The sequence below is a fragment of the Leucobacter soli genome (genome assembly GCF_042659205.1).
Classification (GTDB): Bacteria; Actinomycetota; Actinomycetes; order Actinomycetales; family Microbacteriaceae; genus Leucobacter; species Leucobacter soli.
The window spans coordinates 1-13,278 of record NZ_JBHSRW010000052.1 but is presented as its reverse complement, the minus strand read 5'-3'; the positions used below and the strand labels follow the sequence as shown (position 1 = coordinate 13,278).

Annotated in this window: 13 protein-coding genes; 10 read left to right on the top strand and 3 right to left on the bottom strand. The window is 68.8% G+C overall.

All coding sequences use genetic code 11. The features are described 5' to 3' along the window. Positions 1–134 precede the first annotated feature (134 nt). The gene (locus tag ACFPZL_RS05370) at positions 135–461 is read right to left on the bottom strand and encodes a DUF4190 domain-containing protein (protein ID WP_218113966.1); all 327 of its coding nucleotides are present in this window, start codon (positions 459–461) and stop codon (positions 135–137) included. 11 nt (positions 462–472) lie between these two features. Further along, positions 473–931 (bottom strand): DUF4190 domain-containing protein, encoded by a 459-nt coding sequence (locus ACFPZL_RS05365; RefSeq protein WP_218113967.1) that lies wholly within the window; start codon positions 929–931, stop codon positions 473–475. 306 nt (positions 932–1,237) lie between these two features. Between ACFPZL_RS05365 and groES the strand changes: the two genes are divergently transcribed. The 9 genes from groES to guaA all read left to right on the top strand — a co-directional run bounded on the left by groES (position 1,238) and on the right by guaA (position 11,624). Beyond that, positions 1,238–1,534 (top strand): co-chaperone GroES, encoded by a 297-nt coding sequence (groES, locus tag ACFPZL_RS05360; protein ID WP_218113968.1) that lies wholly within the window; start codon positions 1,238–1,240, stop codon positions 1,532–1,534. Between the two features lie 89 nt (positions 1,535–1,623). Beyond that, the gene (rarD, locus tag ACFPZL_RS05355; RefSeq protein ID WP_218113969.1) at positions 1,624–2,574 is read left to right on the top strand and encodes an EamA family transporter RarD; all 951 of its coding nucleotides are present in this window, start codon (positions 1,624–1,626) and stop codon (positions 2,572–2,574) included. A 107-nt stretch (positions 2,575–2,681) separates the two neighbouring features. Then, on the top strand, positions 2,682–4,184 hold the full coding sequence (gene guaB / locus ACFPZL_RS05350; protein WP_218113970.1) for an IMP dehydrogenase: 1,503 nt from the start codon (positions 2,682–2,684) through the stop codon (positions 4,182–4,184). Between the two features lie 101 nt (positions 4,185–4,285). Then, positions 4,286–5,689 (top strand): hypothetical protein, encoded by a 1,404-nt coding sequence (locus ACFPZL_RS05345; protein WP_218113971.1) that lies wholly within the window; start codon positions 4,286–4,288, stop codon positions 5,687–5,689. Positions 5,690–5,756: 67 nt separating this feature from the next. Then, positions 5,757–6,878 (top strand): GuaB3 family IMP dehydrogenase-related protein, encoded by a 1,122-nt coding sequence (locus ACFPZL_RS05340; RefSeq protein ID WP_218113972.1) that lies wholly within the window; start codon positions 5,757–5,759, stop codon positions 6,876–6,878. Positions 6,879–6,902: 24 nt separating this feature from the next. Continuing rightward, entirely contained in the window at positions 6,903–8,651 is a 1,749-nt protein-coding gene (locus tag ACFPZL_RS05335; protein WP_218113973.1) for a glycerol-3-phosphate dehydrogenase/oxidase, read from the top strand. A gap of 9 nt (positions 8,652–8,660) precedes the next feature. Next, positions 8,661–9,527: an SURF1 family cytochrome oxidase biogenesis protein gene (locus tag ACFPZL_RS05330; RefSeq protein ID WP_236021723.1), complete on the top strand. Its 867-nt coding sequence runs from the start codon at positions 8,661–8,663 to the stop codon at positions 9,525–9,527. Positions 9,528–9,537: 10 nt separating this feature from the next. Then, complete coding sequence (locus tag ACFPZL_RS05325) at positions 9,538–10,050, top strand: DUF3817 domain-containing protein (protein WP_218113974.1); 513 nt, start codon at positions 9,538–9,540, stop codon at positions 10,048–10,050. Further along, positions 10,047–11,624 carry a glutamine-hydrolyzing GMP synthase gene (gene guaA, locus ACFPZL_RS05320; RefSeq protein WP_218113975.1) on the top strand — a complete coding sequence of 526 codons (1,578 nt, stop codon included), beginning with the start codon at positions 10,047–10,049 and terminating at the stop codon, positions 11,622–11,624. The genes ACFPZL_RS05325 and guaA overlap by 4 nt, the downstream gene beginning before the upstream one ends. 200 nt (positions 11,625–11,824) lie before the next feature. Here guaA and ACFPZL_RS05315 read toward each other — a convergent pair whose 3' ends face one another. Further along, positions 11,825–12,658 (bottom strand): Bax inhibitor-1/YccA family protein, encoded by an 834-nt coding sequence (locus ACFPZL_RS05315; protein WP_218113976.1) that lies wholly within the window; start codon positions 12,656–12,658, stop codon positions 11,825–11,827. A 182-nt stretch (positions 12,659–12,840) separates the two neighbouring features. Here ACFPZL_RS05315 and ACFPZL_RS05310 point away from each other — a divergent pair. Beyond that, positions 12,841–13,278 (top strand): asparaginase domain-containing protein (locus ACFPZL_RS05310; RefSeq protein WP_382334825.1); only part of this gene is annotated, 438 nt, incomplete at its 3' end.

Genomic DNA, 13,278 nt, shown 5'->3' with positions numbered 1-13,278 from the left:
CCGCCGAGCGGAGCTCCGCGCCGGCCCGATCGAGCGAGCGCCCGTCGGCGAGTGCGTCCTCGACGGCGCGCAGAAGCTCTCGGCCCTCTTCGGCGAGGAGGGCCTCCCAGCCCGGGAGCGGCCGGCCGGCCGGTTCAGCTGTAATAGCTCATCCGGTCGAGCTCCGAGAACAGCGACCCCATCGAACCGATCGCCAACGCGATGATGCTCACGTAGATGAGGATGAACAGCACGAAGGATGCCACGTAGACGTAGCCGATGATCAGTCCCGTGAGTGCGATGCCGCGCCCACCGTCGCCGTTGCGCTTGATCTGGTTGATCGCCAGATGCCCGAAGACGATGGCGGCGATGGGCTGGATGAAGGCGAGGATCACGGAGACCAGCGCGAACGCATTGGTCTGGCCGACGGTCGTCGCCTGCGGACGGACGGGCTGGGGCGCGTTCGGGTAGGGTGCGGTCATCTTCGTCGCTCCTAGTAGGTGGTGGTCGCGGCGAGGGTGATCGCCAGCATCAGAGCGATCGCCCAGATCACCCAGAACCCGACCTCGATGTAGCCCAGGACGAGCGCCGCGATCGCCATGCCGCGCCCGCTCTCGCCCGTGCGCTTGATCTGCCCGAGGCTGATGTGTCCGAGCACGACCGGCACCACGAAGGGCAGCACGAACGCCGAGATCAGCGCGATGATCGAGAGCGTATTGGTGCGCGGGGCGGCCGGGTACTGCGGAACGCCCTGCGCGGCGTACTGCGGCGCACCGTACTGCGGGGCCGTGTACTGCGGTGCACCGTACTGCGGGGCCGCAGGAGCGGCGTACTGCGGGGCGGCCGGAGGCGCGTACTGCGGCTCCGGGGCGGGTGCCTCCGGGTACTGCGGTGCGGCCGCGGGCGGGGCGGGCGTCGGCTGCTCGGCGCCGGGATCGGTGGGATTCGACATGCGTCCTTCTCGATTGGGTGGTCGCGGCGAGGCTCGTGGCCGCCGCACGGCCGACTGGGTAGCAGGGATCCCAGTATTTCACAGTAGTCATTTCACAGCAGCCTCAGATCGTGGCGTTCCTCGGGATCGCCCGTGCGGGCTCGGCCGTGATCTTCCGAGGGCGGCGCTGTTCGCTCTGAGCGCGTTCGCGGCGATGCGATCCATTGGCACTCGCCTTGCGAGAGTGCCAGCTCTGGCTCTAGACTCGCTACCAGCGCGCCCGCCCGGGGCGCCACCTGGTACTTACCCCGAAGAAAGAGGTCACACGTGTCGGTGAACATCAAGCCGCTCGAAGATCGAATCGTCATCAAGCAGGTCGAGGCGGAGCAGACCACCGCCTCCGGTCTCGTGATCCCGGACAGCGCCAAGGAGAAGCCCTCGGAGGGCGAGGTGCTCGCCGTGGGCCCGGGTCGCATCGATGACAACGGCAACCGCGTGCCGCTCGACGTCAATGTCGGCGACATCGTGCTCTACTCGAAGTACGGCGGCACCGAGGTCAAGTACGGCGGCGACGAGTTCCTCGTCCTCTCGGCGCGCGACATCCTCGCGATCGTCGAGCGCTAGTCGACCGACGAGCGTCCACGGGGCCGGTGCTGCTGCACCGGCCCCGTTTCTTTTTCTCCTCCGTCGCCCGGTACCCCTAGGCTGGTGCGGTGGAGCAACGTCTGGGCTATATCTACGGCATCGCCGCATACCTGTGCTGGGGCGCCTTCCCGCTGTACTTCGCGCTGCTCGCCGACATCGATCCCTATGAGGCGGTGCCGTGGCGCGTCCTCACCGCGCTCGTCTTCTGCGTCCTCGCGGTCACCGTGATGCGCGCTTGGTCGCCGGTCTTCGAGATCCTCCGATCGGCGCGGATGTTCGGCTGGTTCATCCTCGCCTCCCTCCTGCTCTACGCGAACTGGCAGATCTTCGTCGTCGGCGTCGTTACGGAGCGGATCCTCGAGACGGCGCTCGGCTACTTCATCAATCCGCTCGTCACGATCCTCATCGGTGTGATCGTGCGCAAGGAACGACTCACCCGCCTGCAATGGATCGCGGTCGGCATCGCGGGGATCGGGGTGATCATCAGCGCGATCGCCTACGGCCAGTTCCCGCTCATCGCCCTCAGCCTCGCATTCACGTTCGGGTTCTACGGCGCCGTGCGCAAGCAGACCAGCCAGCATGTGGACGCGCTCACCGGCCTCACCGTCGAGACGATGATCGCCTCCGCGATCGCGATCCCGCAGCTGATCGTGATCCTGCTGCTCGCCGGACGCCTCGGCGCCTTCGAGCACGGCCCCGCCATCACGACACTGCTGCTGCTCAGCGGTGTCGTCACCGCGATCCCGCTGCTGCTCTTCGCCGCGGGCAATCGCCGCCTGCCGCTCTCGCACATGGGCTTCATCCAGTTCACCACCCCGATCCTTGCGTTCCTCACCGGGTACTTCATCTTCCACGAGGAGATGCCCCTCGCCCGCTGGATCGGATTCGCGGCGGTCTGGGTCGCCCTGATCGTGCTGCTCGTCGACATGGTGCTCTCGATCAGGCGCGTCCGCAGGACTCCGGCCGGAGCGGAACCGCCGCTGACCACCGGCGAGATCGCGACGCATCCTGTGCTCTAGCCGCGGGAATAGTCGCCGACCCCGGACGATTACACTAGGTGTACGGCCGGACCCGGCCGCAGACCAGCGTCGTTCGTCCGTCACCCGATCCTGCAGAAGAGGTCTCCATGGAACAGCGTGATCCGTTCGCGTTCACCGGTCTCACCTACGACGATGTGCTGCTCCTGCCCGCGCACACCGACGTCATCCCGAGCGAGGCGGACACCTCGTCCCAGTTCACGCGCCGGATCCGGCTCGCCATGCCGCTGATCTCGGCGGCGATGGACACCGTCACCGAAACGCGCATGGCGATCGCGATGGCGCGCAACGGCGGCATCGGGATCCTGCACCGCAACCTCTCCATCGAGGATCAGGCCGAGATGGTCGACCGGGTCAAGCGGAACGAGGCCGGAATGATCACGAATCCGGTGACCACCACGCTCGACGCCACGGTGGCCGAGGTCGACGCGCTGTGCGGCGAGTACCGGGTCTCGGGGCTTCCGGTCGTGGATGCGGAGGGCGTGCTGCTCGGCATCATCACGAACCGCGACATGCGCTTCATCTCGGCCGAGGATCGCCGCACCATGCGCGTCGCCGAGGCGATGACGCCGATGCCGCTGATCACCGGCCCGCGGGGCATCTCGCGGGACGACGCGCAGGCGCTGTTCCAGGAGCATCGGATCGAGAAGCTGCCGCTCGTCGACGAAGCCGGCCGGCTCACCGGTCTGATCACCGTGAAGGACTTCGATAAGGAAGAGCAGTACCCGAACGCCACGAAGGACGACGCGGGCCGTCTGCGCGTCGGTGCCGCGGTCGGCTTCTTCGGAGACGCGTGGAACCGTGCCGGTGCGCTGGTCGAAGCCGGCGTCGACGTGCTCGTGGTCGACACCGCGAACGGCGACAGCCGAGGCGTGCTCGAGATCATCGCCAGGATCAAGGCCGACCCGGCGTTCGCCGGCGTCGACGTCATCGGCGGCAACGTCGCCACGTACAACGGGGCGAAGGCGATCGTCGAGGCCGGAGCGGACGCGGTGAAGGTCGGCGTCGGACCGGGGTCGATCTGCACCACCCGCGTCATCGCCGGTGTCGGCGTGCCGCAGGTGACCGCCGTCTACGAAGCGGCGAAGGCGGCGACGCCCGCCGGCGTGCCGGTGATCGCGGACGGCGGACTGCAGTACTCGGGCGACATCGCGAAGGCGCTCGTCGCCGGCGCCTCTTCCGTCATGGTCGGCTCGCTGCTCGCGGGCACCGACGAGAGCCCGGGCGACCTCGTGTTCGTCGCGGGCAAGCAGTTCAAGAACTACCGCGGCATGGGCTCGCTCGGCGCGCTGCAGACGCGCGGCGAGCGCACCTCGTACTCGAAGGATCGCTACTTCCAGGCCGATGTGCCGAGCGACGAGAAGCTCATCCCCGAGGGCATCGAGGGCCAGGTGCCCTACCGCGGGCCGGTCGGAGCGGTCTCGCATCAGCTGATCGGCGGGTTGCGCCAGTCGATGTTCTACGTGGGCGCGCGCACGATCGAGGAACTGAAGGAGCGCGGCGAGTTCGTGCGGATCACCTCCGCCGGCCTCAAGGAGTCGCACCCGCACGACATCCAGATGGTGGTCGAGGCGCCGAACTACCGGCGCTAGACCGCCGGCGGCGTAGATCCGGCGCTCGTCGCCGTCGCCGGGCATCGGCGACCATGCCCTACAGTGGACGAGGGGGAAACGAGTATGAAGGAGTTCGCCCGATGGCAGATGGCCTCAGTCCGATCCGCGCCCGGAAACGATTCGCCCGACCGCTAGCCCTCGCTACGGCCCTGCTGCTCGGTGCGATGGGGCTTGCCGCGCCGAGCGCGGCGCAGGCGGCGAATCCGTCGCCGCCCAGCGGCCCGTATTCCGTGAGCGGGAAGATCACCTTCGCTGCGACGGATCCGGCGGCCCCGGTCGCCAGCTTGCTGCGCAAGGTCGACTACAACGAGGCCGACGCGACACGCAGCGGGCTCTATCTGTCGCTCTCCGTCACGCAACCGGACTACTCGGTGAAGAGCTGGGACTACGGCGAGCACGGCAACGTGATCGTCAACACCGCCACCGGCGAGTGGACGGTGAACAACGTCGCGAACGGCACATATCGCCTCAATCTCGGTGTGACTCTTCCCAACAACGGTTATGCGCGAGGCCTCTCGACGACGGTCACGGTGAACAACGGGCACGTCGCGGTCGGCACCACGACGATCAAAGCGGAAGCGCATCTCGTCGGCACCTTCGGCTCGTGCGAATCGGCGGCGCTGCGACCGAGCAAGATGATCGCCGAGAATCTGGCGACCGGCAAGACCTATCAGCTCGAGCCCGGCCAGCGCGGCGAGACGCTGCCGACGCCGCAGTGCGGCGCGGGCGCCTCGGCCGACTTCGGCATGTGGGATCTCTACAACGCGCCCGCAGGCGACTACTACGTCTACGCCGAGCAGAGCGGGGTGCGCGAGTACTACACGAGCCAGCAGACCGGCAGCCAGGATCGCTCCGAGGCTTCGACGGTGACGCTGAAGTACTGGGAGGGCAACCACACGAGGTTCCTCTACGGCTTCTCCAAGCCGATCGTTTCGAAGACACCGCAGGTCACGACCGCCAGTTCGAGCGCAGCGGCCCAGACGGTGAAGGTCGGCACGACGCTCAAGGCGAAGACCGGCACCTGGACCGCGGGGTCGACGCTGAAGTATCGGTGGAACCGCAACGGCACGCCCATCGGGGGAGCCACGAAGTCGAGCTATACCCTGAAATCAACGGACCTCAAGAAGAAGATCTCGGTCACGGTCACCGGCACCAAGAAGGGGTACTGGCCGGCGGCCCGGGCCTCAGTCGCGACGAAGGCGGTCAAGACCGGAACGTTGACGACCGCGAAGCCGAAGATCTCGGGCACCAAGAAGTCGGGTAAGACCGTGAAGGTGAAGCGGGGCAGTTGGACGAGCGGCACGAAGTTCAGCTACCGCTGGTACCGCAACGGCAAGACGATCGGCGGCGCGACGAAGTCGAGCTACACGCTCAAGTCGAAGGACGCCGGCAAGAAGATCAAGGTGAAGGTCACCGGAAAGAAGAGCGGGTACGCGACGACGTCGCGCACCTCGTCGTACACCGCGAAGATCGCGAAGCGCTGACCGCGACCGCTCCGGGCCCGGGCCTCGTCCGGGCCCGGAGCGCGGCGGGGGCGGGTAGGCTGGTCCGGTGAGCAACCAGATCGAGATCGGCCGCGGAAAGCGCGCACGGCGCGTCTACACCTTCGATGAGATCGGGATCGTGCCCACGCGGCGCACCCGCGACCCCGAGGTCGTCAGCACCGACTGGTCGATCGATGCGTTCAAGTTCGGCATCCCGGTGCTCGGCGCACCGATGGATTCCGTCATGTCGCCCGCGACCGCGATCGAGCTGGGCCGTCTCGGCGGCGTCGGCGTGCTGAACCTCGAGGGGCTCTGGACGCGATACGAGGATCCGCAGCCCGTGCTCGACGAGATCGCGGAGCTCGGCGACGACGCGACGGCGGTACGGCGGATGCGCGAGCTCTACGCCGAGCCGATCAAGCCCGAGCTGATCGGTGCGCGACTCGGTGAGATCCGGGAGGCCGGCGTCACCGTGGCGGGAGCGCTCTCGCCCCACCGCACGGCAGAGCTCAGCGACGCCGTGATCGGGGCGGGCGTCGACCTGTTCGTGATCCGCGGCAACACGGTCTCCGCGGAGCACGTGTCGGTCGCCGGCCGGGAGCCCTTGAACCTCAAGCAGTTCATCTACGAGCTCGACGTCCCCGTCGTCGTCGGCGGTGCGGCCACCTATCAGTCGGCGCTGCACCTCATGCGCACGGGAGCGGCCGGGGTGCTCGTCGGCTTCGGCGGCGGCGCCTCCTCGACCACCCGCAAGACACTGGGGATCCGGGCGCCCATGGCCTCGGCGATCGCCGATGTCGCGGGGGCGCGGTCGGACTACCTCGACGAATCCGGCGGACGCTACGTGCACGTGATCGCCGACGGCGGGCTCGGCACGTCGGGCGACCTGATCAAGGCGATGGCGTGCGGCGCCGACGCCGTGATGCTCGGAGCGGCGCTCGCGCGCGCGACCGATGCGCCGGGCAAGGGCTGGCACTGGGGCCAGGAGGCGCATCACGACGACCTGCCGCGCGGCAAGCGGATGCGCGTCGGCGCGGTGGCTCCGCTCGCCGAGGTGATCGCCGGTCCGGCGCACATCGCGGACGGGACGGCCAACCTCATGGGCGCGCTCCGGCGGGCCATGGCGACCACCGGGTACAGCGAGCTCAAGGAATTCCAGCGGGTCGACATCGTCTACGCCGAGCGGTAGGACCGGGCAGAGCGGGAAGAGCCGATGAACACGCGGAAGCTGGGGCCGGCCGAGCGCGCGGCCGCCATCTCGGTGCTCCGGGATCCGGATCACGAACTCGACGTGCTGGTCATCGGCGGCGGCATCACCGGCACCGGGGCCGCCCTCGACGCCGTGACCCGCGGGCTCTCCACCGGCCTCGTCGAGGCCCGGGACTGGGGCTTCGGGACCTCCAGCCGCTCCTCGAAACTGGTTCACGGCGGGATCCGCTACCTCGAGCAGCTGAACTTCTCGCTCGTGCGCGAGGCGCTGGTCGAACGCGGGCTGCTGCTGCAGCGGATCGCGCCGCACCTCGTGCGACCCGTGCGATTCCTCTACCCGGTCACCGCACCGGTCATCGAGCGCGCCTACGTCGGCGCGGGCATGCTGCTCTACGACCTCTTCGCACGGACCGGCGGCCGCCCGCCCGGCGTACCGTGGCACCGGCACCTCTCGCGTCGGAGGCTCGTCCGCGACGCGCCGGGTCTCGATCCGCGCGCCTTCCGCGGCGGGCTCGTCTACTCGGACGCGCAGGTCGACGACGCGCGCTACGTCGCGATGGTCGCCCGGACGGCCGCCGCCTACGGTGCGCACGTGGCCGGCCGCGTGCGGGTCGAGGGCTTCCTACGCGTCGGCGAGCGCGTGGTGGGCGTCACCGCCCGCGACCTGATGACGGACGAGGTCATCGAGATCCGTGCGAAGCAGGTCGTGAACGCGACCGGGGTCTGGACGAGCGACGTGCAGGCGATGGTGGGGGAGCGGGCCACGTTCCAGGTGCGGGCCTCGAAGGGCGTCCACCTCGTGGTGCCGAAGGATCGCTTCCGCTCGAAGCACGGGCTGCTGCTGCGCACCGAGAAGAGCGTGCTGTTCGTGATCCCGTGGGGGCGCCACTGGCTGATCGGCACCACCGACACCGATTGGCGGCTCGATCGGGCCCATCCCGCCGCGACGGCCACCGACATCGACTACCTGCTCGAACGCGTGAACCGCGTGCTGCGCACCCCGCTCACCCGCGAGGACGTCGAGGGCGTCTACGCCGGGCTGCGGCCGCTCCTCGCCGGCGAGAACGAGGAGACCTCCAAACTCTCTCGCGAGCACCTTGTGGCGCAACCGGTGCCGGGACTCGTGATGGTCGCGGGCGGCAAGTTCACGACTTATCGCGTGATGGCGAAGGATGCGATCGATGCGGCATCCGACGCGCTCGAATCCTCCGGGATGACCGGCCGCGTGCCGGCCTCGATCACCGCGGAGGTGCCGCTGCTCGGCGCCGAGGGCTTCCGAGCCGCCTGGAACCGGCGCACGCGCATCGCCAGGGCCTTCGGCATGCATCCGAGTCGCGTCGAGCACCTGCTCGGCCGCTACGGCTCCCTCGCCCACGAGGTGCTCGACCTGATCGCGGAACGCCCCGAGCTCGCCGAGCCCCTGCCGGGGGCCGACGACTACCTCGCTGCCGAGATCGTCTACGCGGCGGACTCGGAGGGAGCGCTGCACCTCGACGATGCGCTCGCCCGGCGCACGCGCATCTCGATCGAGGCGTGGGATCGCGGCGTCGCGGCGGCGCCGGTGGCCGCGGGCCTGATGGCCGAGGTGCTCGGGTGGTCGAAGGCGCGCACGCGCGATGAGGTGCGGAAGTACCTCGCCCGGGTCGAGGCGGAGCGCGCGAGTCAGGAGCAGCTCAGCGACGAGGCCGCGGATCGCGTGCGGCTCAGCGCGCCCGAGCCCGGCGGTCAGGCTGCGGTCAGGGGCTCCGGATAGGATCGGAGCGTGAGTGAAGGACGACGCGCGCGCCCCCACTACGAAGGAGACCCGACGGTCCTTCGCGTGATGCTGCGGCCCCGTTGGATCCTGGGTCTGCTCCTCGCGCTCGTGGTCGCGGGGGTGTTCGCCTGGCTGGGGCGCTGGCAGCTCGAGCACTCCGTCCAGCTCGAGCACGAGGACTCTGCGCTCAGCGAGACCGTGCGCCCGATCGCCGACGTCGCGACCCCTGGCTCCCCGGTGACCGATGCGGCCGCCGGCATGGTCGTCGAGGCCCGCGGCGACTTCGTCGACGGCGACTTCCTCGTCGTCGATCAGCGCCGGAACGGCGACGAACTGGGCGCCTGGGTGACCGGTCACTTCGCGGTCGAGGGCGGCGGCGGGCTCGCCGTCGCGATCGGTTGGGCGCCGACGGCGGCCGAGGCAGAGCGCGCCGCCGAGGCGTTCGCAGAAGGGCTCGACCCGATGCCCGGGGAGCTGGTGATCGAGGGCCGGTTCATGCCGTCGGATCCGACGCTCGTGCCCAAGCCGGACGAGGATCCGATGCAGCTCACCACGATGGCGCCGGCGCAGCTCATCAACCTCTGGGCGCCGTTCGAAGGCCCGTCCTACGCCGGCTTCCTGGTGCTGCACTCGGGAGACGCGTTCGACGGGATCGGCCTCGCGGCCATCGAATCGGTGCCACCGCTGCCCGCCGAGACGATCAACTGGCTCAACCTGTTCTACGCCGCCGAGTGGATCGTGTTCGCCGGGTTCGCCGTCTTCTTCTGGTTCCGCCTGGTCCGGGACGATTGGGAGAAGACCCACGAGCTCGCGCTTCTGGTCTCGGCGGAGCAGGATCCCGCCGCGCAGAATCAGGGTGCGGACGAACAATAGAATGGGAACCATGGTTCTGCAGCCCAAACCGGCCGACTATCCGCGTATCCGCAAGGCGCTGAAGCTCTACAAGGTCACCTCGGTGATCACGGGCGTCATGCTGCTGCTGCTGTGCGCCGTGATGGTGATGAAGTACGCCTTCAACGTGCAGCTCTTCCTCTTCACCCCCGACGGCTTCGCCAAGTTCGAGCCGCTCGCACCGGAGGGGATCGAGGCGGACTTCCAACCGCAGGGCTTCGACCTGTTCAAGGCGATCCTCATCGCCCACGGCTGGTTCTACGTCCTCTACCTCTTCTCGAACTTCCTGATCTGGAGCCCGATGCGGTGGTCCTTCCTCCGCTTCCTGCTCCTCGCGCTCGGCGGCGTGATCCCGCTGATGTCGTTCTTCCTCGAGGTGCAGACCGCGCGCGAGGTGAACGCGTTCCTCGACTCGCACGACGGCGTCGCCGCGGCAGCCTCCGGCGCCGAAGCCTCCGACACCCCCGATCCCTCTCCCGCCGCCACGGAAGGCACCAACGCATGACCGCCACCACTACGCACCGCCCGGTGCTCGTCGTCGACTTCGGTGCGCAGTACGCGCAGCTGATCGCCCGCCGCGTGCGCGAGGCCGGCGTCTACAGCGAACTCGTGCCGCACACCGTGACCGCTGAGGAGATCCGCGCCAAGGAGCCGCTCGGGATCGTGCTCTCGGGCGGCCCGTCCTCGGTCTACGAGGCGGGTGCACCCAGCTTCGACGATGCGATCTTCGAACTCGGGATCCCCGTGCTCGGCATCTGCTACGGCTTCCAGGTGATGGCCCGCGCCCTCGGCGGCGAGGTGGGCAACACCGGCGACCGCGAGTACGGCGCGACCGACGCGACCGTCGTCGGCGGGGGCGGCGCGATCCTCGGAGGTCAGCCCGAGCAGCAGAACGTGTGGATGAGCCACGGCGATGCCGTGCAGCAGGCGCCCGAGGGCTTCGAGGTGCTCGCCCGCACCGCAGTGACGCCGGTCGCCGCGTTCGGTTCCGTCGAGAAGCGCATGTACGGCGTGCAGTGGCACCCCGAGGTGAAGCACTCGGATCACGGCCAGCGCATCCTCGAGAACTTCCTGCACCACGTGGCCGGCATCGCACCCGACTGGAACGCGGGCAACGTGATCGCCGAGCAGGTCGCGGCGATCCGCGAGCAGGTCGGCAGTGCCCGCGTCATCTCGGCGCTCTCGGGCGGAGTGGATTCGGCGGTCTCGACCGCACTGGTGCACGAGGCGATCGGCGACCAGCTGACCGCCGTGTTCGTGGATCACGGCCTGCTGCGCAAGGGCGAGCGCGAGCAGGTGGAACGCGACTACGTCGAGTCGACGGGCGTGCACTTGATCACGGTCGACGCGGCCGATACGTTCCTCGGTCACCTCGCCGGCGTCACCGATCCCGAGGAGAAGCGCAAGATCATCGGCCGCGAGTTCATCCGCTCCTTCGAGCAGGTGCAGCGCGATCTCGTCGCCGAGGCGAAGGCCGAGGGCGAGCCGATCAAGTTCCTCGTGCAGGGCACGCTCTACCCCGACGTCGTCGAGTCCGGGGGAGGCGCCGGCACGGCGAACATCAAGAGCCATCACAACGTCGGAGGCCTGCCCGACGACCTCGATTTCGAGCTGATCGAGCCGCTGCGCACGCTGTTCAAGGACGAGGTGCGCGCCATCGGCCGCGAGCTCGGCATCCCCGAGGCGATCGTCGGTCGTCAGCCGTTCCCCGGGCCGGGACTCGGCATCCGCATCGTCGGCGAGGTGACCCGAGACCGGTTGGAGACGCTCCGGGAGGCGGACGCGATCGCCCGCGCCGAGCTGACCGCTGCGGGTCTCGACCAGGAGATCTGGCAGTGCCCGGTGGTGCTGCTCGCCGACGTCCGATCGGTGGGCGTGCAGGGCGACGGCCGCACCTACGGCCACCCGATCGTGCTGCGCCCGGTGTCGTCGGAAGACGCGATGACCGCCGATTGGACCCGAGTGCCCTACGACGTGCTCGCGCGCATCTCCAACAAGATCACGAACCAGGTGCCCGAGGTCAACCGGGTCGTGCTCGACGTGACGTCGAAGCCGCCCGGGACGATCGAGTGGGAATGACGCAGTCATTCCCGCGAGCGATCAGTGCTGCGTGGAACTCGATCGCGTGAGCGCGATCGAGTGGGAATGACGCAGTCGTTCCCGCGAGCGATCAGTGCTGCGTGGAACTCGATCGCGTGAGCGCGATCGAGTGGGAATGAGCAAACGGTAAAGGCCGGCCCCTCGGGGCCGGCCTTTACCGTTTCCGTCGATCGCGCGAGCTAGTTGCTGCGGAAGATCGCGATGATGCGGAGGATCTCGACGTAGAGCCAGATCAGCGTGACCATGAGGCCGAAGGCCGCCGACCAGCCCCACTTCTCGGGCACGCGGTTCTTCACGCCGTTCTGGATCAGCTCGAAGTCCATCACGAGCGAGTAGGCGGCGAGGAACACGGCGAGCAGGCCGACGATGATTCCGAGGGGGATGCCCCAGAGGGTGACGTCGCGCATGCCGAACATCGTGTCGGTGGCGCCGAACATCATCATGCCGAAGTTGATCAGCGAGAACACCAGGTAGCCGGCCATCGCGATGAGCACGATCTTGGTCATGCGCGGGCTGGTGCGCACCTTGCCGCTGCGGAAGAGCAGCAGCGTCACGCCGAAGACGGCGAAGGTGCCGATGATCGCCTGCGAGACGATGCCGGGCCACTGCGCTTCGAAGATGCCGGAGATGCCCCCGAGGAACAGGCCCTGCGCGGCGGCGTAGAGCAGGATCAGCGGAACACTGGGCTCCTTCTTGAACGCGTTGACGAGGCCGAGCACGAGGCCGGCGATCATGCCGGGCCACATGAGCACGGGTACCATCCAGCCGACAGCGCCGAGCGCGAGCACGATGAGGAACAGCACCACCGTCTTCGAGATCGTGTTCTCGTAGGTCATCGGGCTGCCGCTGCCGGCAACCGGGGGCACCTGGTCGCCGGAGCCCGCGGTCGCGGGCTCATCGACGCCCGGCCGGTGGAGTTCTGCGGCGGGCTGGTTGTAGATGCGGTTCAACTCCTCGGCGGTGAGGGTCTTCCCGTTCAGCGCGGGGTTGTTGGTCAGCGCGGGGTTGCTCATCAGAATCCTTTCGCGGCGCGGGCCGTAGTGCTTCAAGACTATCGAGCGGGGGAGCCGTGCGCCCTGAGCATTCCCGGTGGATCGCGGAATGTTCGCTGAGGGCTGGATCCTGCTCCGCGCCTGCGCAGCACCCCTCCGGCTGCCCGGAGGCGGGTAGGGATGATCTTTGAGACAATGGTGCGATGCGAGAAGCTCCCGCCCATGCGATCCCCACCGTTCTGGTCTTCGCTACGGGCGGCACGATCGGGATGCGGCGCACCGAGAAGGGGCTCGCACCGGATCCGCGGTTCCCCGACGCGCTCGAGGAGATGGTCGCGGAGATCTGCGGGCCGATCGGAGCGCAGTCGCGGATCAACCATCTCAACCCGCCGATCGACAGTGCGAACGCCGACGTGGACACGGCTCCGCGGATCGCCCGCACGGTGGGCGCGCGTGCCCGCACCGCGCGCCCGCGAGGCATCGTGATCACCCACGGCACCGATACGCTCGCCTTCACGGCCGCGCGTCTCGCCTTCGAACTCGCCGAGCTCGGCGTCCCGGTGGTGCTGACCGGCAGCCAGTTGCCGTACGGAGCGGAGGGCAGCGACGCCGGGCCGAACCTCGCGCTCGCCATTCGCACC